The following is a 23,827-nucleotide window of genomic DNA, read 5'->3' as shown; positions in this document are numbered from 1 at the left end:
TTACCTGCCTTAACTTAAGCATTTTTTATGTCGTTTAAGCGTCGCTAACAAACGTGGATCATTTGTGACACAAGCTTACGACTTTAGTCAAAGCGCACTTGCTGCTTTGCAACATACTACCTAGTATGCCGCCCTCAACTTATTACCGACACTGCTAATTTAACGATACATTTTTTTAGTAGCGTTTTTCAGTAATGTTGCTAACAGCGTGTATTGGCCTTTAGCCATGTTTCTAAGCACATCGTTTTTAACCATATTTTGGGAGCCTGCATGGGCATGCTAGCGATCGTTATTTCCTTAATGCTGCTGATGTTTTTCGCCTACCGCGGCATCTCCGTTTTGCTGCTTGCCCCGCTCATGGCATCACTGGCGGTATTGTTATCAGGCGATGTGGCTTTTCTGTTACCGATCTATACCGATACCTTCATGAAAGCGCTGGGGAACTACGTTATTCAGTTCTTTCCGTTATTTCTACTAGGGGCTCTGTTTGGCCAATTAATGGCCGATTCGGGAGCGGCGCAGTCAATCTCAAATGGCATCGTTAAACGGCTCGGCACCCACCACGTGGTGCTAACTGTCGTTATTGCATGTGCTGTACTGACCTATGGCGGCGTATCCCTATTTGTCGTCGCCTTCGCTATTTATCCCATCAGCCGTGAGTTATTTCGCCAGGCGAATGTGCCTAAGCGCTTAATACCCGCGTCTATTGCGCTGGGATCTTTCACGTTTACCATGACAGCACTACCCGGCACCCCCTCTATCCAAAATGCCATTCCCATTCCTTACTTTGGTACGAACAGCTTCGCAGCACCGGGATTAGGAGTTATTGCAGGACTGATTATGTTGGGACTAGGCATTTTCTACTTGCAATCACGCGTTAAAAAGGCAGCGGCGTGTGGCGAAGGCTATGGCGCACACACAGAGCGGGAAGCAGAAACAACCAATAATGCTGACATAGCGCCAACCATGGCACTGCCCATTGCGCTGATTCCACTGGTTATGGTGATCGGTCTTAACGCGCTGTTTACTTACGGCGTATTCCCTGCGATGGACCTTAGCTTTATCAGCGACGCCTTTGAAAACGTAACGCCTAGCAGACAAACAGGGCTGTGGGCGATTTTGATTGCACTGCTCAGCGCCTCTGCATGGTTAATTATTACTCGCTGGCGGCACTGGCAGGATCTAAAGGCAACGGTCAACCAAGGGTGCTTAGGCTCGCTTCTGCCCATCTTCAATACCGCCTCTGAAGTGGGTTACGGAGCGGTTATCGCGACCCTGGCAGGATTCGCCATCATTCGTGACGCCGTACTCAACGTCTCTCCAGGTAATCCACTGATATCCGAAGCCATGGCCATGAGCGTACTCGCAGGTATTACAGGGTCTTCATCGGGCGGACTTTCCATTGCTCTACAGACTCTTGGCAGCGAATATCTGGCAATGGCAGAACAGGCGGGCATCAGCCCAGAGCTCATGCATCGGGTAGCGACCCTTGCAGCAGGCGGTATGGATACGTTACCCCACTCTGGCGCAGTGATTACGCTGCTGGCTATCTGTGGGCTAACCCACCGCCAGTCTTACGCCAATGTGGCAATGGTCACTATTGTGCTGCCTATCGCAGCACTACTCAGTGTGATTTTCCTCGGCACGATGTTTGGCAGCTTCTAAATGCGCGCAACGCGTGCGATAGTTGATTAACGAGTTAAGTAATCATTAGCCTGAACAGTAACGAGACCTTAAATGGCTATCTCACGACATAGCACACTGTTTTTGATACTGCTGGCAAGCCTGGTTATTTCTACTGCCATGGGGCTTCGCCATGGCTTTGGGCTTTTCCTTGAGCCGATGAGCAGCGACTTCGGCTGGGGGCGCGGCGTGTTTGCATTCGCTCTCGCAGTTCAGAATCTTATCTGGGGCCTCTCACAACCGTTCACCGGTGCGCTGGCTGACCGTTTCGGAGCAGCTAGAATTATTGTCGTGGGGGCCGTTTTATATGTGGCTGGGCTGTGTTTTATGAGCTTTTCCACCAGCGCTCTAGGCATGACACTGAGCGCTGGACTGCTCATTGGTTTAGGCCTATCCGGCACGACATTCTCAGTGATTTTGGGCGCAGTAGGACGTGCGGTAGCCCCTGAAAAACGTAGTATGGCGATGGGCGTTGTGAGTGCTGCTGGCTCTTTTGGGCAGTTTGCAATGCTACCCGGCACACTAGGGCTGATTGAATGGCTTGGCTGGTCAGCAGCGCTACTGGCCATGGGTGCCATTGCTACGTTGATGATTCCCCTGGGGGCGATGCTAAAAGACCGTCCAAGGCCTAACGCACTGGGCGACCTAAGCTTGCGCGACGCGCTCAATGAGGCGGCCGGGCAGAAAGGTTTTTGGCTGCTGTGCCTGGGCTTTTTCGTCTGCGGCTTTCAAGTTGTGTTTATTGCGGTCCATCTGCCTGGGTACTTATTCGACAATGGGCTCGCCGTTCAGGTGGGCACTACGGTGCTGGCACTGGTTGGCTTGTTCAATATTGTGGGCACCTATACTGCGGGGTGGATGGGTGGAATTTGGTCGAAACCGCGCCTGCTTAGCTGGTTATACTTGATTCGTGGCGCGGTAATTGCCGCCTTTATCATGTTGCCACTGACAACTACCAGCGCTTATTTATTCGGTATCGCTATGGGCCTACTGTGGCTTTCAACCGTGCCGTTAACCAACGGTATTGTGGCGTCTGTGTTTGGTGTTCGCCATTTATCCATGCTGGGCGGCATTGTGTTTTTATTTCATCAGCTAGGATCATTTATGGGGGTCTGGCTTGGAGGCTACCTCTATGATCTTTCGGGTCATTACGACACTGTCTGGAAAATTGCCATTGTGCTCTCATTGGTCGCCGCTGGCCTGCACTGGTTTATTAGCGAAAAGCCATTGGCACGAAACATTGCTCCTCAGGTGATCTCATGAAGCAACTAACAGCGCTTGCACTGTTAATCGTATTAGCAACGCTACTGCTGGGTGGAGCGGCGCTAGCCTGGTGGGGCTGGCATTCGCTGGATAGCTCACTACTACTGTTTGGCAGCCGACTGTGCTGAATACTCAATAACAGCTGAGACGTTAATTACTTGATCATTCCATATCCCGAGCACGTGGCTGTCGTAATAACTACCGTTATCGTTGTTGTTCTGGCGGTGCTGCTTCACTATGAATCGTTGTGGTTAATATCACGACAAATTGAGCGTTCAAAGAAACCACATCGCCAGCGTATTCTTGGTATGGCATTTGGCGTTTTATTGACGCACATTGTTGAGATTTGGCTGTTTGGCGTAACCGGCTGGTGGTTAACTGAGCTCCTTGGCATAGGTGCATTAGAAGGTTATGAGAGCTTTAATGTTCTAGATTATATATTCTTCACTGCTGTCACCTACACCACCGTTGGCTATGGCGATATTTATGCAACGGGGCCAGTCCGGTTTTTATATGGAACTCTAGCATTAACAGGCTTTGTTCTGATTACCTGGTCGGCATCGTTCACTTTTATTGAGATGCAAAAACATTGGCGAGTGGGAAGATAACCAAGCCGTCCATCTAGTAAGGATTCAGCATGTTTGAAGTGTTAATTTTATCATTTGCTTTTATCTTTGGGATTATTGCCCGCCAGTTCAGCTTACCACCTCTGGTGGGATTTTTGGTCGCTGGCTTTGCACTCAACGCTTTTGGCCCCAGTGTGGGCCTCCCTAGTGAAGCAGGGCCGCTGCTGGAGCATCTTGCCCATTTAGGCGTTTTATTGCTGCTTTTCACTATCGGCCTAAAATTAAATATAAGGAGCCTTGCTGAGCCAGTCGTGTTAGGCAGTGCTTTCATACATCTAATCATTACTTCCTTATTTTTTACTATTAGCTTTGTCGTCTTCTTATCACTACCTATGGACAAAGCAATACTACTTGCCATCGCTCTCTCATTTTCAAGCACTGTCCTGGCCGCTAAAGTGCTTGAAGCTAAGCGAGAACTTCGGGCGCTCCACGGCCGGATCGCCATTGGCATTCTGATTATTCAGGACTTGGTCGCTATAGCTGTTCTAAGTTTCTATAGTGGTCAGTCACCTAGCCCATGGGCATTACTGGTATTTTTACTACCACTATTTAGACCTCTCCTTTATTGGTTCATGAGCGTTGCACAACATGATGAGCTGCTCGTCCTTTTTGGCGCTGTATTAGCAATTGCTGTTGGTGGTATGGGTTTTGAAGCAGTAGGTCTAAGCTCAGAAGTAGGTGCCTTAGTAATGGGGCTCTTGCTTGCAAAACACCCTCGCGCTCAAGAGCTTTCCAAAGCTTTATGGGGAGTGAAAGAAATACTACTAATCAGCTTCTTCTTACAAATAGGGATGGCTGGTTTGCCTGACACTGATGCGTTAATTTTTGCCGGTGTACTCGCCATTGTCTTACCCTTAAAAGGGCTGTTATTTTTTGCGCTCTTAATTGCATTCCGTATTCGAGCGCGCAACGCTTTTTTGGGCGGTTTAAGCCTCACCGCCTACAGTGAGTTTGGCCTAATCGTTGCTTCCGGTATTTTAGAGGAGTGGCTGGTGCCACTTGCAATCGCTGTTGCGTTGTCTTTTGTCATTGCAGCACCGCTGAACCGCTTGGCCCACGGGCTATTTGACCGCTGGGAAAACAAACTATTACGTTTTGAGCGTAATACTTACCATCCCGATGAACAGCCCGTAAACTTGGGCGGCGCTACCGTACTGGTACTGGGTATGGGGCGAACTGGAAGTGCTGCCTATGATTTTTTTAAGGAGAAGGGGCTGTCAGTTGCAGGCGTTGATTCTGATCCAACCAAAGCAGAGAACGAACGTCACGTTTCTTATGGCGATATAGAAGACGTAGGCTTCTGGCATCAACTAGATATTGCCGGACTCAAGGCAATAACATTAGCGACACCAGATCTGGAAAGTAAATTAATTGCAGCCCGAGAGCTACGTAAAGCAGGTTTTACAGGACAACTTTTTGCTGGCATAAATTTTCAAGATGAAGCCGCCCCACTACATGAAGCAGGGGTCAATCAAACTTACCTACTAATGACTGGTGCAGGCATTGGTATCGCGGAAAAAGCGTGGGAAAGCCTTCAATCTAATCCTTGAGTATTTGCACCAATCTTGCGATGTCGCCATAGGCGCATAAGTACACCATGCCTAGGTGAAAACAACAGTGCTAGAAAAAAGCAACCCGTCGCGACTAAGACAATCGTGCCACCGGAAGCTACATCTAGTGCATAGGAAAGCCAGAGCCCAATCACAGCCGAGCCAACGCCCACTGCTACAGAAATTAACAGCATTGTTTTAAAACGATCGGTTAACAGATGGGCAGTGGCTCCTGGGGTAATCAGCATCGCCACCACCAGGATGATACCAACGGTTTCCAGGCTAGCCACAATAGTCAGCGTTAGTAATAGGATCAGCCCGTAATGGATGATACCTGTATTAAAACCAAGCGCCTGTGCCTGGGTTGGATCAAATGCATAAAGCATTAACGGCCTGAAAGCGAGCCAAACGACTAATAAAGCAACAAGGCTGGCAGCCAAGGTAAGTAATAATGCCGACTGCTGAACACCCAGCACATTGCCAAACAAGATGTGCATTAAATGGGTACTGGAGGCAATTTTACTGATCAGTACAATGCCAAGCGCAAAGGCTCCGGTAAACATAATGCCCATGGCCGCATCTGACTTAATTCGAGTGTGGCGCTCGATGGCTCCTATCCCTAACGACGTCAACGCTCCCGTTACGAAAGCACCGACAAAAAAAGGCAGCCCGATCAAATAGGCGATGGCAACACCGGGAAGTACCGCATGAGAAATCGCATCACCCAACAGCGACCACCGTTTCAGCACCACGTAGCATGAGAGCATGCCGCAGATAGCGCCCACCATCATCGACGTCAACAACGCTCGCTGCATAAACGCATACTGAAACGCATCAGAAATGCTGTCTGGCAGAAGATTGACGGGCACCATAAGCGCTGCAATTAACCCACTGACTACTGCGCTGCTTAACGTATCTAACGGTTGTAACATCTCTATTGTGCCCATTACTTATGCGCCATCGCAGGAGCGCGACGCGTATAGTCGTTTGCCGACTGTTCAATGGAACTGACGGCTAGCTCGGCTAGCTTCGTATCGCTCAGCATCTCGTCAGGTGACCCTTCGCCACGAATAAAGCGGTTAATGAGTACGACATGATCAACATAACGACGTGCGCCAGGCATATCGTGGGTGACCATCACGATAGTTCTACCGGCTTCACGCTCGCGTTTTAATACATCCAGAATAAGCTGTTCGCTGGGTGGATCAACGCCCGCCAAAGGCTCATCTAGCAAAAGGATACGTGCGTCTTGAGCCAGTGCTCTAGCCAGCAAAACACGTTTCTTTTGACCGCCAGAGAGTGCTCCAATAGGCCGTTCCGCTAGCGCCAACATATCGACATCGCTCAACGCTTTCTGAACGGCTTGATGATGGTGGGCAGCCTGCCAACGCGCCGGCAACAATTGCCGCCATAAAGGATCTTGGCGCATATGGCCATACCGCGCGCTCATGACGGTGTCTCTCACTGAGATAGGAAAATCCCACTCAATCGCTTCGCGCTGAGCCATATACGCAATACTGCCCGCCTTGCGATGGCGTTCGATCGCTTCACCAAACGCTTCTACATGGCCCCGAAGCGGCTTCATACTACCCGTCAAAATATGAAACAGCGTCGACTTACCTGCGCCATTCGGCCCAACAATGGCGGTCCATTGGCCATCTGGAAACGCTAGACAAATATCTTCTAAAACAGGCTGACGCTGATAGGCTGCATAAAGCCCCTTTACTTCAATCGCAGCGATCTTACCTGAAACTGACGTGGTCATATAAACCTACTCGATTGCCAAGTAACGACGCAGTAGCTCCACGTTATGGCGTTGCATGGAAAAATAATCAGCGGCTTCACCATCAGGCTCGCTCAATGAGTCAACGTAAAGCGGCCCAGCAACGGGAAGACCTGTATCACGGGCAATACTGGTCACATGCCGATCTGAAATCGTGCTTTCCCAAAAAAGGGCTGCAGGCTGGCGCTCGTTAATCATGTCAATGACCCGCATCAGTTGCCGAGGAGAGCCTTCCGTTTCAGCATTCGTTCCCCAGATACCATCGTGTTCAAAATGGTAAGCATCCGAAAAATAGAGAAACGCCGCTTCGCTGGAGAGCAGAACTCGGCGCTCTTCAGGAATCACTTCAAGTGCCTCTTGCAGCTCAACATGCAGCTCATGGAGTTGATTCTCAAGCTGCGCGGCACGCTGCTGAATAGCGTCCGCTTTTTGCGGCAAGCTATCTTCAAGCACGTTGGCTATTGCCTGCACATAGGCGCCAGCTGCACGAGGATCCATCCATAAGTGTGGATCAACGTCGCCTTCCATTTCTCCCGTCACAATAGATTGGGTGGGATACTCCGACGCCTCAGCAACCGCCACAATCGGCACATTAGCCGGAACCGTTGCTTCCACTTGACGCATCCATTGCTCTAACTGATAGCCGTTGTAAAACACGACATCAGCATCTTCTAACGCGGCAAAGTTATCGGGCGTCAGTTCCCATTCATGCACTTCAGCATTCACAGGGGTAAGCACAGTGACGTTGGCATCATCCCCCGCCACTTTCTTGACCAAATCACCTAAGACAGAAAACGTAACCGCTACATTGATAGGCGCCTGATTCAGCTCTTGCGCCTGCGCAGAGGACATAAAGCCTGAAAGGCCCAATGAGGCGCTTACCATTAACCAGCCATACTGCTTGGTCATTATTTCTTTCTCCTGTGCTAGGATCCAATAAGTACAACTGTAGCTCAATAAAAAAGCTATGTGCAAACAGTTTAGCCTTGGCTAACAATTATCTAAAAAAATGAGCTACCATCACCAATTAACGTTTCCACTAACCTTGATAAACTTTGCCAATGAGTGAATACCAACAGCAACACTCTCCTAATGCATACGGCCAAGATGGAGATGCGCTACCTCCCGTGGAACAGCATGCACAGCAATACGAGGCGGTGCGTAATGCCCACGAAACGGAGCTGATCGAAGATTATGTCGAGTTAATCGGTGACTTATTACGCCACCGTGGAGAAGCGCGCGCAGCAGATATCGCTAACCGAATGGCCGTTAGCCAAGCCACCGTCTCTAAAATGATTCGTCGCTTAAATGAGCTCGGCCTAGTGACAAGCAAGCCCTATCGCTCGCTTTTCTTGACCGAAGAAGGGCAAAAAATGGCCGAAATTTCCCGGTCACGCCACGATGTGGTGCTGCATTTCTTGCGTGCTCTTGGGGTCGATGACAGTACAGCGCGTATTGATGCAGAAGGCATGGAACATCATGTTAGTGATAAAACGCTCACGATCATGCAGCGCTTCACTGAGCAGCAGAAATCATAATTGTCCTGCTGAATTCACTTGATTGGCAACGCTGAGAGGCGGTTCACCTGGGTTATTCGCCCGTTCCAGATCATCTCAATATGAGTGGTCTGGATAATATCCTGAACGAACTGAGGCGTCATTAACGCCCAGCAAGTGGCATCTGGTTGCCGAACGGAATGATAACGCAGACCAGCACGCTTCTCTTTACGAAGCTCTCCACCTAGCCTCCGCGCTGCTTGGTAATCGTCGGCATCATAAATGGCATGAGACGGCGGAAGAACCAACCCATCACAACATGCTTTTTCATCAAAAATACACTTAAGCCCACGGAAGATAAACCGTTCAAAATGCAGCGATGGTACGTTCTTCCAATAATTTTCCTGGTGGTGCCTCACTTCATTTATTGCCGTTGGAAATGCATCCGCAATGTAAAGCACACCAAAACTGCCGTCGCTAAAACGCGAACCATCCGGATTAACATGGGTAAAAGGCGCTGTCGCATAAGAGCACCCTCGAATACCAAAAGGAATTTCGTTGTGAGGAATAAGCCCTAAATCGCCAATCTCGTTACGCAGCCTTGGATTCGTCAGTGCCTGCAGGGCATAAAGCGCTTCAAACTCTTCAAGGCTAGCAACATCGTCAAACAGCCCAATGGGAGGAAACTTGCTATTGACTAAGCGATACCCCTCAACCTCTTGCGGCTTGCACAGCGGTAGCGAACCTTCGTTTATTCCCACCGAATCTACCACTGGGCGCCTCGTAAGCTATCGATACGCTTAAATGTTTCATAAAGTGCTGCGAAATCCCCAGTGCCAATCACCTCGAGCGGCGTGCGCCCATTAAAGTAAGGATTGTGATTTGCCATAGAGACGAACCCGTAAACATTGTCAGGGTTCTCAAACAACATTCGTAGCGCCGCATGAATATTGAGCAAATAACTAATTCGTGCCAGCTGGTCACTGTCTAGCTTGATCTCAGCCAAATCCCCCCTCCGCGCGCGGGCATAGCTGCTGTGGGAGACTCGTAGAATAGATTCGCCCTGCTCGCCTGTCGCCCTCCATTTATCCAAAATACGTACAGCGGCTTTTAAGCCAACCGCAGCGGCGGCCTTGTCCTGAATAATATTGCTGGCTGTTTGCATAAGCACTTCCCTCTCTATCCACACCCACCTATCTACACCCACCTATCTACACCCACCTATCTACAGATACTAAATCAATATATATATATCTACAAACACTGTATTTATAAACACAACTCAGGGTAAACAACTATCAGCCTTGTTCCGCAACATTCCACTTATCAGATACCTCCACCTTGGCCGTTATTCCCCATTACTTTCGCAGGCATACCGAGTCGCCCTATTCCAGGCAGCTTTATAGCAGGTCGCATAAAGTCGATGCCCGCGCTCAGTCCCAGCAGGTTAATTTCCACCCCCTCTTCAAGCGCAAACATAATACCCACAACACCACCAAGGGACAGCTGATAGCCAGAACCACTGGGTGCGGTAGTAGCTACAGCATTAAACAAATAATCTTTACCTACCGCAGTTGTCGGCAGTGCAACGTCTAAGCCATCAACTTCCCGAATCACCCAAGCAATAAAACTATTGCTGTTAGGGCCTGGCCATACCCGATAAAGATCAGCCTGGGGGTAGCGCGCAACGGCGTCAGCAATATTCGGAATCAAGCGTGCCGCCTCAGAACCGCGGTAATCAGCTAGCAGTTCAGGCGGATGCCCAAACCACGCCCTGTCAGGCGTATCTATTGACGAAACAACGGTTGGCCGACGCCAGCTCAACACCTGGTGAAGTCGATAGTCCGCAGCCCCCTCTGCTTTCGTTGCAATCCAGATGTGAACACCAAACGCCCCGCGCCAGTTATAAGCACGAGCGGCATACACCTGAACAACGGCTTCTTGTATCTGCGCAGGGTCTGGCGCCAAGCCCGCTGAAGAGCGGTCAAGAGTCGACCAGTGCCCCTCGGTATTCACTTGATTGCTCGCTAGTATCCAGACAGGTCCAGCAAGTAATAGGGCCAATAACACAACTAGCCCGAATAGCCAGCGCAACATGATTTTCATAGCATCACCCAGAACAGTACAAGGCTTGTTATAAGCGTGGTTAATGGCATATCGCAAGGCGCTATATTAACGATTTAGAGGGTGATGAGTTGAATGAAATAAATCTTAATTTCAAATATAAAAAATAATCGTAAAAGAATATTAAACATGCAGTTTATTTAATCAAATAACGCATTAATCGACTAAAGTCTACTATTAATAGATTTTCGTAGCGCTACGATATGCCAATCGTAGCGCTACGAAAATAGACAACAACAACATTTCTCATTAGCAAAGGATCGACGTTATGGCTTTCTACTTCAGAACCTTACCTATTGCAGCTGCCGTCGCGCTGGCGACTGCTCCGTTTTCAGCCCAAGCAAACGAAACGTCGATTGAAGCCAGGCTTGCAGAGCTAGAACGCCAGCTAGAAGCTACTCGTGCAGAGTTAGCGGCACAAAACACAAGCGCCCCTGTTGAAGACACTGAAACAAGAATCTCTGCTCTCGAACGACGCGCCTCAGGGCAGGAAGGGTTATCGCTGAGTGGCTACGCGCGCTCAGGACTACTTTTAAGTGATGAAGGCAAAAGCATTAGTGGTGGCCCTTATGTAACCCCAGCGGGCCCGTTAGGTGGCGCAGTGGGTCGATTAGGTAATGAGCCGGACACCTACGTCAACGCAATGTTTAACTTACGCCGTCAACATGATAACGGGGCAAACTCCCTGTTCCGAGTTGCCATTGCTGACTCTGTATCCACCAGCAACGACTGGACCTCGGAAGAATCTCAGCTCAACGTACGACAAGTGTACGTTGAGCTGGATAACTTACCGAGCTTTACAGGTGCTTTCGAAGACGCCTCTATTTGGGCAGGTAAACGTATTGACCGCGATACGTTCGATATACATTGGCTAGATACGGACGTTGTATTTTTGGCCGGCACGGGCGCCGGTATCTACGACATGAATTTCAGTGACAACTGGCGTTCTAATTTCGCGCTATATGGCCGCAGTTTCAGTGACTTCCCCGTTGGTGAACGCGACGACCCGGGTACCGGCAGTACCGATAGCCTCACACTAAGCAGTAACAATTACGTAGGTAATTGGCAGTTTATGGTTAATGCGATCTCTGCGGCGGATAACGATGACCGCTTAATAGAAAACGGGGATACCGCTGCAAATAGTGGTGCTCATGGAATGGTCGCTTACCATGGGGATTCTTTCTTCGGCTTATCAGAAGGTAACTTTAAAGTTGCCTTACTCCATGGTCAGGGACTTGGCGCCGAGGTTAAACGGATAGGTGCCAATGGCGATTTATTAGACGATGCCCAAGCGACTCGGCTTGCCCTGTATGGCACGACCTACCTCTCTCCCAACTGGCGTTTAGCGCCATCATTACTTGCTGAAGTAAGCGATGACCGTTTCGCAGAAGGCGACAACTATCGCTGGGCAACGGTGAACGCACGCTTAGCCAATGAAATCACCAGCAACTTTGAAATGCAGTATGAGCTTAGCTATCAATTTATGGATCTGGATCCAGCCGGCTATAAAGGGCGTAACGCTGTCAGCGGCAACTTTGGTAAAGCGACCATCGCTCCCACCTTCAAGCCTAATGTTGGAGGCTTTTGGCAGCGCCCTGAAATTCGCTTGTTCGCCTCCTATACCGATTGGGACAAGGAGCTGAACAACTATGACAGCGGTGATGCATTTGGTAGTGAAGGATTCACTGGTGGTCAATGGAGCTTCGGAGTGCAAGCAGAAACATGGTTTTAGATTAGCGCGATTAGATGTTTGACATCTAGCTTACTGTGCATTGTTAGACCCGCTTCCCCATGGAAACAGCCTTTCCATGGGGCTTTTTATTTCAATCTTATATTCGGAGCGCTAGGAAAATAAAGAATTATGTTATGATCAAGCGACTTAAAAAATAAGCAACATAATTTTCTGTCTAGTTATAGCATTGATCCAAGGAAGCCTTTCTCCATGTCTAACAAGCTGCGCGCTAGGCGCTCTACTCAGCGTGTCACAATGAATGACGTGGCCAAACTTGCCGACGTTTCGGCAAGCACAGTCTCTCTCTATTTACGTAAACCGGATGAGGTTTCAACCCAACTCGGTAAAAGAATCCAGAGTGCAATCGACACGCTTGGTTATGTTCCCAACCTTATGGCTGGCGCGTTAGCTGCCGCACGCACGCGGGTCATTGGTGTTGTTGTTCCTTCCATGGTTAATGCCATATTTGCCTCGACTGTTAATACCATGCAAAAAACACTGGGCGCAGAGGGATACCAGCTGCTGTTAGGCCACAGTGACTACGAGGAAGCAGAAGAAGAAGCCGCAGTAAGAACATTTCTATCCTGGTCACCAAGCGCTATGGTCTTGACCGGCTTGACCCATAGCCGCGAAACCCGTCGTATGCTGAGCAACTCCAACGTGCCAGTCGTGGAAATGTGGGAACTAGGCTCTAACCCATTAGATACGCTCGTAGGGTTTTCTCACCATGATGTGGGATACACCCAAGCCCGTCACCTAATTGAGGCTGGCTGTCAACGTATCGCCTTCATTGGTACACGCTTAAGTGTCGATGAACGTGCAAAACAGCGCTGCAGAGGTAGCGAAAAAGCTATTCAAGACCTGATGGGTAGTCAACATGCACGTGTGATCGACTGTGGCTCAGGGCGAATGGCAGAAGCCGCCAGCCGAGCATTTGCAGACCTCATCGCCAGCCACCCAACTATCGATGGCATTGTATTTTCCAACGACATGCTGTCTTTAGGTGCTTTAGGCGAGGCTCAACGGCAAGGAATTCGAGTCCCCGATGATATTGCGATGATCGGCTTTGGCGATATGGATTTCAGCAATTGTACGCTTCCCTCGCTTTCAACGATCCGCCCGCCTCGAGAAGAAATTGGTGAAGCAGTGGCTCAAAGTGTCTTACGAAGAATGCAGGATCTCCCACAAGAGAAGCGCATAGATATCGGTTTCGAATTATTACCGCGGGGGAGTAGCTTACGCACTAAGTAATGCTGACCCACAAAGGCTCAGACCAGAAGCAAAAAGCATTAAAAAGGCGACACGACGTAAATTTGCTTCCGTCAAAGGTGGTGGATAACGCCGCCCTAGCCAAGTGAAGAGCACTACTACCGGAATGGCGACAATGGCTAATAGCAGGATACTAGCGTCTAAGCGTCCTTGAATACCGACAATCACTAAACGCTGCAAAGAGTTAATCGCAAAGATAAGCAAAAGACAGTCACGAATGACTGCCAAGCTTAGTGGCTGTCGATAAAAATGAAATACCAGTGGTGGCCCAGAGGTAGAAAACATTCCCCCCATGAAGCCAGACAAGCCCCCAAAGAAAAGAAAGGAAGCTCGACTGGCTCTGGTTTTCCTCGGTAAAGGGTGCACGACTAACATTAGACTGCTAATAAGAATTGCCACGCCAAGTATCAGCTGCAACCAGTGCACATGATGGCCACTCAATGCATCTAGTACCCACACACCAAAGATCAGCGTGGCAAAACCGCTTAGCGAACACAGCAGTACTATCTCGCGATCTAAATTCCCCATATTTCGATAAAGCGCTAATGCACAGTTAAACAGACTGAGAATGCTGATAAGAATTGCAACGATCGCTACCGGCGCAAGGCCAGACAGCACCACACCTCCCATCAGAATCAAGCCAAAAGCGAAACCAGTGACTGTCTGAGCATAGGTGGCAAGCGCCACCCAGCCCAGTAACATCATCATATCGGGAGCTGCCATTACGCCTGCCCTGCCAGCGCAGTAAATAAGGCGAGCCAATCACTATCACTACGATAAAAAACCGGCGGTTTTCCAACGGGGGCCGGCACTGTCACACGTTGGCCTCCCGCATAGTGTTCACCACTCCAAAGGTGAACCCACTCCACCCCATGGGGCAAATATGCAGACCAATCAAGATGCCCAGCCTGATGTACCGGTGCCACCAGCACATCAGGGCCTAGCAAATACTGATCTTGAATATCGTAACACTCCAGGTCAGTCTCGAAATGCAGAAACAATGCACGCTGCACCGGTATTCCACGAGCGCTCCCTTCCGACACTAACTGTTTTAAATAAGGCGTAAGAGAAACATAGATCCGACTCATCCGGGCCAAATGAGCAGCGACCGCAGGGTCATCAAACCATTGGGTATTTTTGGTAGGGCGATTTGATTCATGAGTACGCATCACCGGTGTAAAGGCAGCCATTTCGGCCCAGCGCATATGCAGCTCAGCATTCCGCTTGTTACCGAATAAGCTGGTATACCCGCCAATGTCACTGTGGTGGAAAGCATTGCCCATTAAGCCAGACGAGAGTGCAGCACAAATAACGGTGCCTAGCCCATCATGGCGAGAGAAATCCACCGACTGATCACCTGCCCAGAGCAAGGGGCAGTGAGCTTGCACTCCACTGTAACCCGCGCGCATAAAGAACGTGGTCTCGTCGGTTAGCCCTGCCTCGGCAATAGCCTCCGCATTAATTTGAGCCCAGCGTACTGGCCAGCGATTATGCTCTTGCTTCGCCGAAACACCATTACTTAGTTTGACATCAATAGGCAGGTATTCACCAAAATCAGCCATCCAACCGCTAAGCCCTAAATCAAGCATTTCACGCTTGATAATCACGTCTTTAAACCAAGTGCATGCGGCTTCATCGGTGAAGTCCACCACGCCACAGTAAAATTCGCCAAAATCAACAAGTGCGGTATTGCCCTGCTCATTGGTCGCTAAGTATCCCGCCGCTTCCGCTTCTGGAAAAAGGCTACCATCGACGCACAAATACGGGTTCACGTATCCTAGAAAACGTACGTTTCGCTCACGTAACTCAGCGATCAAGCGTTCAAGATGCGGATAGCGCTCCGGCTGCCAACGCCAGTCCCAGAATAGCCGAGTCCCAAAACTTGTTTCCCTAACTCCGGTCCAGTCCTCACACCATAAAGCCGATACTGCCATATCATGATTCAGCGCTTCCGCCAGCATCTTTTCCGCATGGGCCTGGCCTCGTTTAAGACCTAAAATAACCCCGTTATACACCCAGTCTGGCAATGGCGGCTGGCGACCAAACGTGGCACTGATCTTTTCAACTAGCGTCAGGAAGGTGGGCGCGCTGCGTAACAGAATTGTTGCAGGCACTCCCCACACCTGCATTTCATGGAATGTGCCCTGACGGAAATCAAAGTCCGCATAGTCATACGTTTCAATATGACAGAAATAGCGCCGAGAAGAGACGAAGGTAGGCTGTGGGTAGTTAGTGTTGTAATAGTCGCCACCGGCACGATTAACCACATCAGACTGCCAGGTAACGTAGGTGGTCTTGTCTCGCCCAACTCCGGGTTCAGAGGTCCAAAGAGGAAAGTGACGTCCCCGCAAATTGAAATAGGACATCTGCTCGCCACAGCCCCATACATGCTCTTGCTCGTCAGCTGCAAGCCGCATCCAAAAACGATTAATATCGTTGGCTACGTTCTGGATATCAAGCTGTATGCCATCTTCAAGTAACCGTACATTGATCGACAGCTGGAGGTCATCATCCTTGTGACGGCGTAATTCGAGCTGCATTCCTGCTTCACGGTCAGTCACCGTCAAATGGCGCAGTGCTTCTCGGCTTTCAAGATAGTCCTGTATCTCAAAATTACCGCAGTACATCTCCATTTTTTCACGCCCATAGCCTATAAAGAAAGCCGGTGACTTTGGCGTATGTACAAGAAGATCCTCACCACCCATACTCAGGCGGAGTTGATCGCGTTGGTAGGTGACTTGCATAGGTGCATCCAGAGTGTCGGCGTCGCCTAAGCGACCGCCGTTTAATTAAGAGTAAGTCCAGCGTCAACAATGAAATTTTGGCCTGTACAACCGCGACTCTCATCAGAGCCCAAAAATAGCGCTAGCCTCGCCACATCATCTGCTCTTAGCCGAAACTTCAACGCTTGCTGATCAAGGAAGCGTTGATTAACTTCCGGAGTCAGCCACAGCCGTTCCTGACGCTCAGTTAAAATAGCACCGGGCACTAACGAATTAACCCTGATACCATGCTCACCAAGCTCTTGCGCCAAGGTACGCGTTAAACCATTGATAGCAGCTTTGGCAGCGGTGTACCCCACCATCCCTGGCCGTCCCCTCATCCAAGAGATAGAACCTAAGTTAATCACAGCGCCTTGACCTTCCGCTTTCATCGCAGGCAGTACCGCCTGAGTAGCAAAGACATGATGACGCAGATTAATGGCCTGACAGTTATCCCAATAGTCTGGGGTTAACTCTTCCAGGGTATGCCGATCATCAAGACCGGCATTGTTGATCAATACCTGAGTCGGTCCTTGGGCAACTTCAATGTCGGCAATAACTGCTTGCAACCGCGAGATATCCCGCACATCACAAAAATAAAAACGCGCTTTATCGCCCAACTCAGAGGCCAGGCTCTCTCCTGCAGTACGATCAATATCAAGAAAGGCAACGCTGGCTCCCTGAGCGATATAGGCCTTAACTAATTCAGCCCCTATCCCTGATGCACCACCGGAGATAATAACGCGCTTTCCATTAAGCGATTGATAAGTAACATCACAGTAATCGTTCATGAATTGCCTCACTCAATCGCCATATTGATATACTTGGTTTCGAGGTAATCCTCGATTCCCTGACGAGCTCCTTCCCTACCAAGACCTGACTGCTTAACACCGCCAAAAGGTGCTTCACAAGTAGAAACGTGGCCGTTGTTAATGCCCACCATGCCATAATCAAGTGCTTCAGAAAGCCGCCAGGCTCGGCCTAAATCGCGGGTGTAGCAATAAGCCGCAAGACCATATTCCGTCGCGTTCGCAAGACGAATGACTTCCGCTTCATCCTGAAAGCTAAACACGGGAGCTAATGGGCCAAAGGTTTCTTCATTGAAACAGTCCATCTCAGGCGTCGCACCGGTAATAACAGCAGGCGTAAGGAAGTTAGCCCCACGGCGCTCACCGCCTTGTAACAGGGTAGCGCCTTTCGCCACCGCATCATTAAGCTGCTCCATCACTTTGTCAGCGGCAGCGGCATCAATGAGCGGGCCAACCTGAACACCTTCTTCAGCGCCATCACCGACCTGTAGCTTGGCGACTTCTTGGGCAAGCCTAGCTGCAAAAGCATCGTGAATACCTGCTTGAACGAAAATACGGTTGGCGCAAACACAGGTTTGCCCTGCATTGCGGAATTTCGCCTGCATCACACCTTCTATGGCCTTCTCCAGATCAGCGTCGTCGAACACGATAAAAGGCGCATTACCCCCCAGCTCCATAGACACTTTCTTAACAGAATCAGCACACTGTCGAAGCAACAACTTGCCAACACCGGTGGAGCCAGTAAACGTCAACTTACGTACTTTTGGGCTCTCGGTCATCGCGCGGCCAATAGCGCGAGCGTCACCCGTCACTACATTAACAACCCCGTCTGGGATGCCAGCGCGCTGGGCCAGCAAAGCCATTGCTAATGCCGAATAGGGCGTTTGCCCAGCAGGCTTGATAACGATGGTGCAGCCTGCCGCAAGTGCAGGCCCTGCTTTACGAGCAATCATCGCCGCTGGAAAGTTCCAAGGGGTAATCGCCGCACACACGCCAACGGGCTGTTTAATGACAAGTAACCGGCGATCGCTCTGAGGGCTAGGAATAACATCACCGTAAGTGCGCCGTCCCTCCTCAGCGAACCATTCAAAAAAACTGGCGGCAAAACCGATTTCGCCACGCGCTTCTGCAAGGGGCTTACCCTGCTCTGCCGTCATCAGCGCAGCCAAGTCATCTTGGTGCTCAAGCAATAAATCGTGCCAGCGACGCAGCATTGCACCCCGCTCTTTAGCTGATCGCGCTTGCCACGCAGGCAACGCCTCTTCAGCCGCATCGATAGCGCGCAGTGTCTCTGCTTCACCGAGGTGAGGCACCCGACCCAGCACGCTCCCATCAGCGGGGTTAGTGACGTCATCAAACTGGTTATCATCAGCGCTAATCCAACTCCCACCCACAAGACAAGCATCGCGTTGTAGTGTGGCATCTTTTAACTTGAGCATTGCTGTGTCCTCTAAATAGTTATTCGTTCATTAACGTGAGTGCTTTAACGCTAGTGGCTTAACATCAGCAACTTAACCTCGGAACATAGGCTCGATTTGCCCTGCCACATCGACACGCATAGCAAACAGGTTCCCAGATTCGGGATAAGCCTCAAGCTCATCTGCAGGTCGGCCGTGACGCGCTGATGTAACGTACAGCGTTTTAAGATCGGGTCCGCCAAACGCGCACATCGTCGGGCACCTTGCGGGTACAGCATATTCAGCAACAATCTCGCCTGTTGGCGATAGCCGAGCAATGCGCCCGCCTTCGTAAAGGGCTGTCCAGTAATACCCCTCTACATCGACAGCGGCCCCATCAGGACGACCATTACCAAAGGGAAATTGATGAAAGATCTCTCTTGGCCCAATGAGTTCACCACTTTCAGGATCCAGGGGATAACGATAGATCACATGATTTGGCGTATCTGAGTGATAGGCCCAGCGTCGATCTGGGCTGAACGCCACACCGTTGGAGACTTTGATGTCACCTGCCAGGCGTTGGCAGCTCAGGTCAGCACCGACCCGAAATAACGAGGCTGCTGGGGTATCGCGGGGCTCATGGATGGTACCCGCCCAGAAACGCCCCCAAGGGTCAACCCGCCCATCGTTAAAGCGACTAATCGTCGTATCAGCAACTGGACGAGCAAGACAATAAATAAGCTCTGCTTGTTCATTTAGCAGCCATAATCCCGATCGCAGACCTGCAATAAATCCCCCACCTTCACGCCGTCCGACACAACCAATGTTTTCAGGTAACGTCCAGCGGCGATTTTCACTTGTGAGCGGGTTGAAACGATTAAGACTAGGCGCTTCAATATCAACCCAATAAAGCGCTTGCTCGTCTTCAGCCCAGAGAGGGCATTCGCCTAAAGCGGCCTGGACAGGTAGGGCAGTTCGCAAGCTAGCATCAGCCATGATCTTCCTCGAGGTTCAATTGCAAATGGCAGGAGAAACTCTCTCCCGGGGCTAGGGTCTGCATACCGTGGGCGTGGGGCTTATCACTATTTAAAGCGGCGTTGGCATGACTGACTGGTTCAAGGGCAAAAAAGTCTTGCTGTTCAGGCGTAAAGAGCACCAAGTGACTCAGTTCCTCAGAGGCCAATAGCCGCAGGCGCAACCGATACTCTGGCCAGTGAATCTGCGCATGTCGTGACCAGCCTGTATAACAGTTATCTACGCCTGGCCACTCCAGCGGCCGCAAGTGGCAAAAATGCCACTTATCAGGAGGTGTGACCTGATGCGTGGGGAGTTGCCTATCATCATTAATCCATACAGACGCGGCGGCAAACTCAAGCTGCACTTTTGGCGTACGCTGAAAATAGGGATGCCAGCCCAACCCTGCCGGCATAGGGCGGGTATCGAGATTTTCAAGACTAAGCGTCAGGCTGACACGGTTGGGGCCTAGAGAAACTTCTTGAGTGACCTTGCAGCTCCACGGCCAGTCGGTATCTGGTAAATGGTGTAAAACCAAAGTGGCCCTGTCTTGGCTCTGCTCATCTTGGCGAACCAGCTCCCAGGCCCGCTGCCAGGCAAATCCGTGCAAACTGTGAGGGTGATTACCAAAATTACGTTTCAGGCAGATGGTTTCGCCTTGCCATGAAAAAGCGGCATCGGCGATTCGGTTTGAATAAGGCGCCAATACATAACCGCCACTATGCCGTGGCCCCTCAGGCAAGCTATCGCAACCCGACACCAGAGGCCTAAGAAGGTCTTGCCCTTTCCAGCGCAAATAGGAAAAAGCACCGCCACAACCAGGCAGCAGACTCGCCTCTAAATTGCCATGGCATAACGGAACCATATCAATACACGCCGCTATCTGCTGTATCAGCAACTTGGCCCTTGAGCGCTGCCACATACTCTTTAGCACGCGACATCATCATGCTCATATCTGAACCGACAGCGACAAAGCTGAAACCTTGAGCACGATAGCTGCTTACTAACCCTGGTTCCGCGCCAACAATGCCGCAAGGAAGCCCAAGCCGCTGACTATCCGCTACCGCTGCTGAAATCGCAGATTGCACCTCAGCGTGTCGAATGTCGCCAATACGCCCCATGGCGGCCGAAAGGTCACCTGGCCCCACGAACAAACCATCAATATTCTCAACGGCCGCAATGTCGTTCATAGCCGCCAGCGCCTCGGGCGTCTCTAACTGTAGAATGACGGCTATTTCTTCATCAGCACGCTGCAGATAATCCGCTACGGTGCCATAGCGGCTGGCTCGGTGCACTGCCGCAACGCCGCGATTTCCTTTACCCGGATAGCGGGTTGAGTTAACGGCTTGCGCCGCTTCTTCAGCATTTTGTATGTAGGGAAACATCAAGCTCTGAGCACCACTATCCAGCACGCGTTTAACCATCACGGGATCATTCCAGGGAAGCCTGACCACCAGCTCCGCAGGAGTACCTGCCACTGCCTGCATAATAGCGATCGCTTGAGGCACATCCACAGGAACATGCTCCATATCGAGCACAAGAAAATCAAAACCCGCCCAGCCAATTGCTTCAGCCACATTGGGGCTAGCAGTCATTAACCAAGTGCCTACCGGAACCTTCGCGGGATCATGAAGCCACTGCTTGAAGCGATTTTTAGGAAGCGTTGTCATATTATTGTTCTCCTTAGAAAATTTCCGGTTCGCCCTGACGCTGACCGCCTTGCAGGATATCGAAATCACAGCCCATATCGGCCTGGGTAACATGCTCCTGGAAAAGCGCGGTATAGCCACGATCAATGCGCGGACTTGGTGCTCGCCAGCACTGACGTCTAGCGTCTAACTCTGCCGCATCCACAAGCAGCTCTAGGCGGCGAGCAGCCACATCAAGCTCAATTTCATCGCCATCACGTACTAAAGCGAGAGGCCCGCCTACAGCAGACTCCGGCGCAATATGCAGCACGCAAGTACCATAGTGGGTACCGCTCATACGAGCATCGGAAAGGCGCACCATATCCCGAACACCTTGTGCAAGAAGCTTTTTAGGGATAGGCAGAGCACCCCACTCGGGCATGCCTGGCGCACCCCTTGGGCCTGCTTGCCTTAGCACCAAGATACTGTCTGCGGTGACATCCAGCTCGGGGTCGTCAATACGCGCCACCATATCGGCGTGATTCTCGAAAACAATGGCGCGACCACGGTGCTTTACCAATTTCGGGTCGGCAGAACTCGGTTTGATGACCGCCCCACGGGGGGCCAAGTTGCCACGCAAAACAGCAAGCGCAGCCCCTTCACATACAGGGTTATCTAGCGGGCGAATAACGTCGTTGTTGTAGCACTCGGCACCTTCTAAATCTTCCTTGAGCGTGCGACCACTGACGCTTTTGGTCGTTAGATCAAGATGATCAACTAGCTGAATTAGCAACGCGGGAAGGCCACCTGCATAATAGAAATCCTCCATCAGATACTGTCCTGAAGGAAAGATATTTGTCAGCACCGGAATTTCTCGTGCGACAGCGTCTAAGTCATCTAGAGTGAGCTTTACGTTGGCCCGTCGGGCAAGCGCAATCAAATGAATAGCCGCATTGGTGGAGCCACCGAGCGCCATATAGCACTTGGCACCATTGAGAAAGTTGTCTCGGGTGAGAATGTCAGAAGGCTTGAGGTCTTCCCAGATCATCTCAATAACGCGACTGCCGCAGGAGGATGCCATGCGTATATGCGCCGCATCAGATGCGGGGATACTGGAGGCTCCAGGCAGCGTCAGCCCCATGGTATCGACAATCGATGTCATGGTGGAGGCAGTACCCATGGTATTGCAGGTACCGTTTGAGCGAGTCATCCTGGATTCAAGATCCACCCAGTCATCTTGCGAAATATTGCCGCTGCGCAATTCATCCCAATATTTACGCGTATGGGTTCCAGCCCCTAAAGTTTTCCCTTTCCACTTCCCGTTAAGCATGGGACCTGCTGGGCAGAAGATGGCGGGAATATCCATGCTGATAGCCCCCATCAACAGCGCAGGAGTTGTCTTGTCACAGCCCCCCAGAAGAACCACACCATCTATGGGATGACTGCGGAGCAATTCCTCTGCTTCCATCGCTAAAAAGTTGCGATATAGCATGGTTGTCGGCTTCACCAGTACTTCACCAAGAGACAATGCAGGCAGCTCAACGGGATAACCACCTCCTGCCCAAACCGCCCTTTTCACTGCGTCAGCACGATCTCTCAAATGAGCATGACACGGGCTGAGGTCGCTCCAGGTATTAATGATGCCCACTACTGGCTTACCCATGAATTCCTCACGCCGTAAGCCCATTTGTTGTGTACGCTGCCGGTGCGCAAAACCACGCATGTCTTGCGAGTTGTACCACCGCTGGCTGCGTAGCTCTTCAATCTTGCGTTGCGTTCCATTCATCTTCATTGCCTTCCGGTCATAGAGGGCGGGCAATGTGAATACTGCCCTCAGCTATATTTTCGTAGCGCTACGAAAATATAGCTAAACCTTTTTCATATTGTCAACCAAGCATAAGAAAACAGGGTTCTAAAAATAGCGATTAGCCGATTTTCCTTGTTAATAGACGTTATTAATTACAATTTATTAAAATTAATACCTTTGTCTAACAAGATATCTTCTAGGCTGCTTGACAGCTTAACAGCGGGCAATTTAATATTTTCGCAGCGCTACGATAAACAATCCAATAATAATCGAAGGCACAAGACACATCTATAGTACTTATCTATAGAGCCGTTGCCTTTTGGAGCCGCTTATGCAGAAGCTTATAGCTCTACTAGATCGCTTTAACGGGATCTCAACTCGCTGGGCAGGCTATGCAGCCACCCTGCTGCTCGCCACTATGCTAGGCATCATGGTTACCCATGTGTTTTTTCGCTATGTACTGAACGACAGCTTTGGCTGGACCGAAGAACTAGCCCGCTACATGATGGTCTGGATGGCGTTTTTATTTTTCCCTGCTGCTCATCGCCAGGGTTTAAATGCCAGCTTAGAAATCGCAACTAACTGGTTTAAAAACTCTTCTCCATGGCGATTACTTCAGTTGCTGCTGGAGATATGCGTATTGGCAGTGCTCATATGGTGTATGAAACTAGGATTTGAACGTGTAGAGCGTGGCGCAACGAGCGTGAGCCTTTCTTTAGGCATCAGCATGTCTTACATCTATTTAGTATTGCCATTGAGCTTTGCCCTAACCAGTCTGAGTTCCTTAGAACGGGTGCTGCGTTTGAGTTACGGCCTCTTTGCTCCTAACGCCCTGCTGTATACGCAGGATCGGCCCAGCGCTGATAGCAATACAGAGGTATAAC

General features: G+C 50.4%; 23 protein-coding genes. 9 read left to right on the top strand and 14 right to left on the bottom strand.

Translation table 11 applies throughout. The features are described 5' to 3' along the window. Positions 1-270 precede the first annotated feature (270 nt). The 5 genes from L1X57_RS14105 to L1X57_RS14090 all read left to right on the top strand — a co-directional run bounded on the left by L1X57_RS14105 (position 271) and on the right by L1X57_RS14090 (position 5,122). The gene (locus L1X57_RS14105) at positions 271-1,665 is read left to right on the top strand and encodes a GntP family permease (protein WP_009724697.1); all 1,395 of its coding nucleotides are present in this window, start codon (positions 271-273) and stop codon (positions 1,663-1,665) included. 72 nt (positions 1,666-1,737) lie between these two features. Further along, on the top strand, positions 1,738-2,946 hold the full coding sequence (locus L1X57_RS14100) for an MFS transporter (protein ID WP_009724696.1): 1,209 nt from the start codon (positions 1,738-1,740) through the stop codon (positions 2,944-2,946). After that, positions 2,943-3,074, top strand: coding sequence for a hypothetical protein (locus L1X57_RS18830; protein WP_009724695.1), 132 nt, complete (start codon positions 2,943-2,945; stop codon positions 3,072-3,074). Before L1X57_RS14100 ends, L1X57_RS18830 begins: the two co-directional genes overlap by 4 nt. A 30-nt stretch (positions 3,075-3,104) precedes the next feature. After that, positions 3,105-3,554, top strand: coding sequence for a potassium channel family protein (locus L1X57_RS14095; RefSeq protein WP_009724694.1), 450 nt, complete (start codon positions 3,105-3,107; stop codon positions 3,552-3,554). 29 nt (positions 3,555-3,583) lie between these two features. After that, positions 3,584-5,122: a cation:proton antiporter domain-containing protein gene (locus tag L1X57_RS14090; RefSeq protein WP_009724693.1), complete on the top strand. Its 1,539-nt coding sequence runs from the start codon at positions 3,584-3,586 to the stop codon at positions 5,120-5,122. On the opposite strand, the gene L1X57_RS14085 is transcribed toward L1X57_RS14090, so the two are convergent. The 3 genes from L1X57_RS14085 to L1X57_RS14075 are packed head-to-tail and all read right to left on the bottom strand — an operon-like array spanning position 5,107 to position 7,814. Continuing rightward, entirely contained in the window at positions 5,107-6,069 is a 963-nt protein-coding gene (locus L1X57_RS14085; protein ID WP_009724692.1) for a metal ABC transporter permease, read from the bottom strand. The two genes, L1X57_RS14090 and L1X57_RS14085, sit on opposite strands and share 16 nt — an antisense overlap. After that, on the bottom strand, positions 6,069-6,887 hold the full coding sequence (locus L1X57_RS14080; protein ID WP_009724691.1) for a metal ABC transporter ATP-binding protein: 819 nt from the start codon (positions 6,885-6,887) through the stop codon (positions 6,069-6,071). The genes L1X57_RS14085 and L1X57_RS14080 overlap by 1 nt, the downstream gene beginning before the upstream one ends. A gap of 6 nt (positions 6,888-6,893) precedes the next feature. After that, on the bottom strand, positions 6,894-7,814 hold the full coding sequence (locus L1X57_RS14075) for a metal ABC transporter substrate-binding protein (protein ID WP_009724690.1): 921 nt from the start codon (positions 7,812-7,814) through the stop codon (positions 6,894-6,896). Between the two features lie 152 nt (positions 7,815-7,966). Here L1X57_RS14075 and mntR point away from each other — a divergent pair, with 152 nt between their 5' ends. Next, positions 7,967-8,443, top strand: coding sequence for a manganese-binding transcriptional regulator MntR (gene mntR, locus L1X57_RS14070; RefSeq protein WP_009724689.1), 477 nt, complete (start codon positions 7,967-7,969; stop codon positions 8,441-8,443). A 14-nt stretch (positions 8,444-8,457) separates the two neighbouring features. On the opposite strand, the gene L1X57_RS14065 is transcribed toward mntR, so the two are convergent. The 3 genes from L1X57_RS14065 to L1X57_RS14055 all read right to left on the bottom strand — a co-directional run bounded on the left by L1X57_RS14065 (position 8,458) and on the right by L1X57_RS14055 (position 10,507). Then, positions 8,458-9,174: an RES family NAD+ phosphorylase gene (locus tag L1X57_RS14065; RefSeq protein ID WP_009724688.1), complete on the bottom strand. Its 717-nt coding sequence runs from the start codon at positions 9,172-9,174 to the stop codon at positions 8,458-8,460. After that, positions 9,168-9,566 carry an antitoxin Xre-like helix-turn-helix domain-containing protein gene (locus L1X57_RS14060; protein ID WP_009724687.1) on the bottom strand — a complete coding sequence of 133 codons (399 nt, stop codon included), beginning with the start codon at positions 9,564-9,566 and terminating at the stop codon, positions 9,168-9,170. Before L1X57_RS14060 ends, L1X57_RS14065 begins: the two co-directional genes overlap by 7 nt. A gap of 161 nt (positions 9,567-9,727) precedes the next feature. Beyond that, entirely contained in the window at positions 9,728-10,507 is a 780-nt protein-coding gene (locus tag L1X57_RS14055; protein ID WP_009724686.1) for a DUF3750 domain-containing protein, read from the bottom strand. Positions 10,508-10,793: 286 nt separating this feature from the next. On the opposite strand from L1X57_RS14055, the gene L1X57_RS14050 reads away from it, so the two are divergent. Both L1X57_RS14050 and L1X57_RS14045 read left to right on the top strand, forming a co-directional pair. Then, positions 10,794-12,257 (top strand): carbohydrate porin, encoded by a 1,464-nt coding sequence (locus L1X57_RS14050; RefSeq protein WP_009724685.1) that lies wholly within the window; start codon positions 10,794-10,796, stop codon positions 12,255-12,257. Positions 12,258-12,467: 210 nt separating this feature from the next. Continuing rightward, positions 12,468-13,508 (top strand): LacI family DNA-binding transcriptional regulator, encoded by a 1,041-nt coding sequence (locus L1X57_RS14045; RefSeq protein WP_009724684.1) that lies wholly within the window; start codon positions 12,468-12,470, stop codon positions 13,506-13,508. Here the strand turns inward: L1X57_RS14045 and L1X57_RS14040 are convergent. The 8 genes from L1X57_RS14040 to araD all read right to left on the bottom strand — a co-directional run bounded on the left by L1X57_RS14040 (position 13,494) and on the right by araD (position 22,922). Then, the gene (locus L1X57_RS14040) at positions 13,494-14,249 is read right to left on the bottom strand and encodes a sulfite exporter TauE/SafE family protein (protein ID WP_009724683.1); all 756 of its coding nucleotides are present in this window, start codon (positions 14,247-14,249) and stop codon (positions 13,494-13,496) included. The two genes, L1X57_RS14045 and L1X57_RS14040, sit on opposite strands and share 15 nt — an antisense overlap. Further along, entirely contained in the window at positions 14,249-16,270 is a 2,022-nt protein-coding gene (locus L1X57_RS14035; protein WP_009724682.1) for an alpha-glucosidase, read from the bottom strand. The genes L1X57_RS14040 and L1X57_RS14035 overlap by 1 nt, the downstream gene beginning before the upstream one ends. Before the next feature lie 41 nt (positions 16,271-16,311). Further along, complete coding sequence (locus L1X57_RS14030; protein WP_009724681.1) at positions 16,312-17,079, bottom strand: SDR family NAD(P)-dependent oxidoreductase; 768 nt, start codon at positions 17,077-17,079, stop codon at positions 16,312-16,314. An 8-nt stretch (positions 17,080-17,087) separates the two neighbouring features. Further along, positions 17,088-18,536: an NAD-dependent succinate-semialdehyde dehydrogenase gene (locus tag L1X57_RS14025; RefSeq protein WP_009724680.1), complete on the bottom strand. Its 1,449-nt coding sequence runs from the start codon at positions 18,534-18,536 to the stop codon at positions 17,088-17,090. A gap of 72 nt (positions 18,537-18,608) precedes the next feature. Next, entirely contained in the window at positions 18,609-19,490 is an 882-nt protein-coding gene (locus tag L1X57_RS14020; protein WP_009724679.1) for an SMP-30/gluconolactonase/LRE family protein, read from the bottom strand. Further along, on the bottom strand, positions 19,483-20,373 hold the full coding sequence (locus tag L1X57_RS14015) for an aldose 1-epimerase (RefSeq protein ID WP_009724678.1): 891 nt from the start codon (positions 20,371-20,373) through the stop codon (positions 19,483-19,485). Before L1X57_RS14015 ends, L1X57_RS14020 begins: the two co-directional genes overlap by 8 nt. A 1-nt stretch (position 20,374) precedes the next feature. Beyond that, positions 20,375-21,178, bottom strand: coding sequence for an HpcH/HpaI aldolase family protein (locus tag L1X57_RS14010; RefSeq protein ID WP_009724677.1), 804 nt, complete (start codon positions 21,176-21,178; stop codon positions 20,375-20,377). Positions 21,179-21,191: 13 nt separating this feature from the next. After that, on the bottom strand, positions 21,192-22,922 hold the full coding sequence (araD, locus tag L1X57_RS14005) for an L-arabinonate dehydratase (protein WP_009724676.1): 1,731 nt from the start codon (positions 22,920-22,922) through the stop codon (positions 21,192-21,194). Positions 22,923-23,274: 352 nt separating this feature from the next. On the opposite strand from araD, the gene L1X57_RS14000 reads away from it, so the two are divergent. Continuing rightward, the gene (locus tag L1X57_RS14000) at positions 23,275-23,826 is read left to right on the top strand and encodes a TRAP transporter small permease (protein WP_009724675.1); all 552 of its coding nucleotides are present in this window, start codon (positions 23,275-23,277) and stop codon (positions 23,824-23,826) included. Position 23,827: the final 1 nt, after the last annotated feature.

Source organism: Halomonas sp. TD01, from assembly GCF_923868895.1.
Taxonomy (GTDB): domain Bacteria; phylum Pseudomonadota; class Gammaproteobacteria; order Pseudomonadales; family Halomonadaceae; genus Vreelandella.
This window is presented reverse-complemented; position numbering and strand designations above follow the sequence as displayed.

Bases quoted from the DNA above. Each gene is read 5' to 3' on its own strand.
- L1X57_RS14105 (WP_009724697.1), top strand. From the start codon at position 271: ATGGGCATGCTAGCGATCGTTATTTCCTTAATGCTGCTGATGTTTTTC.
- L1X57_RS14100 (WP_009724696.1), top strand. From the start codon at position 1,738: ATGGCTATCTCACGACATAGCACACTGTTTTTGATACTGCTGGCAAGC.
- L1X57_RS18830 (WP_009724695.1), top strand. From the start codon at position 2,943: ATGAAGCAACTAACAGCGCTTGCACTGTTAATCGTATTAGCAACGCTA.
- L1X57_RS14090 (WP_009724693.1), top strand. From the start codon at position 3,584: ATGTTTGAAGTGTTAATTTTATCATTTGCTTTTATCTTTGGGATTATT.
- L1X57_RS14085 (WP_009724692.1), bottom strand. From the start codon at position 6,069: ATGGGCACAATAGAGATGTTACAACCGTTAGATACGTTAAGCAGCGCA.
- L1X57_RS14080 (WP_009724691.1), bottom strand. From the start codon at position 6,887: ATGACCACGTCAGTTTCAGGTAAGATCGCTGCGATTGAAGTAAAGGGG.
- L1X57_RS14075 (WP_009724690.1), bottom strand. From the start codon at position 7,814: ATGACCAAGCAGTATGGCTGGTTAATGGTAAGCGCCTCATTGGGCCTT.
- mntR (WP_009724689.1), top strand. From the start codon at position 7,967: ATGAGTGAATACCAACAGCAACACTCTCCTAATGCATACGGCCAAGAT.
- L1X57_RS14060 (WP_009724687.1), bottom strand. From the start codon at position 9,566: ATGCAAACAGCCAGCAATATTATTCAGGACAAGGCCGCCGCTGCGGTT.
- L1X57_RS14055 (WP_009724686.1), bottom strand. From the start codon at position 10,507: ATGAAAATCATGTTGCGCTGGCTATTCGGGCTAGTTGTGTTATTGGCC.
- L1X57_RS14050 (WP_009724685.1), top strand. From the start codon at position 10,794: ATGGCTTTCTACTTCAGAACCTTACCTATTGCAGCTGCCGTCGCGCTG.
- L1X57_RS14045 (WP_009724684.1), top strand. From the start codon at position 12,468: ATGTCTAACAAGCTGCGCGCTAGGCGCTCTACTCAGCGTGTCACAATG.
- L1X57_RS14040 (WP_009724683.1), bottom strand. From the start codon at position 14,249: ATGGCAGCTCCCGATATGATGATGTTACTGGGCTGGGTGGCGCTTGCC.
- L1X57_RS14035 (WP_009724682.1), bottom strand. From the start codon at position 16,270: ATGCAAGTCACCTACCAACGCGATCAACTCCGCCTGAGTATGGGTGGT.
- L1X57_RS14030 (WP_009724681.1), bottom strand. From the start codon at position 17,079: ATGAACGATTACTGTGATGTTACTTATCAATCGCTTAATGGAAAGCGC.
- L1X57_RS14025 (WP_009724680.1), bottom strand. From the start codon at position 18,536: ATGCTCAAGTTAAAAGATGCCACACTACAACGCGATGCTTGTCTTGTG.
- L1X57_RS14020 (WP_009724679.1), bottom strand. From the start codon at position 19,490: ATGGCTGATGCTAGCTTGCGAACTGCCCTACCTGTCCAGGCCGCTTTA.
- L1X57_RS14015 (WP_009724678.1), bottom strand. From the start codon at position 20,373: ATGGTTCCGTTATGCCATGGCAATTTAGAGGCGAGTCTGCTGCCTGGT.
- L1X57_RS14010 (WP_009724677.1), bottom strand. From the start codon at position 21,178: ATGACAACGCTTCCTAAAAATCGCTTCAAGCAGTGGCTTCATGATCCC.
- araD (WP_009724676.1), bottom strand. From the start codon at position 22,922: ATGAATGGAACGCAACGCAAGATTGAAGAGCTACGCAGCCAGCGGTGG.
- L1X57_RS14000 (WP_009724675.1), top strand. From the start codon at position 23,275: ATGCAGAAGCTTATAGCTCTACTAGATCGCTTTAACGGGATCTCAACT.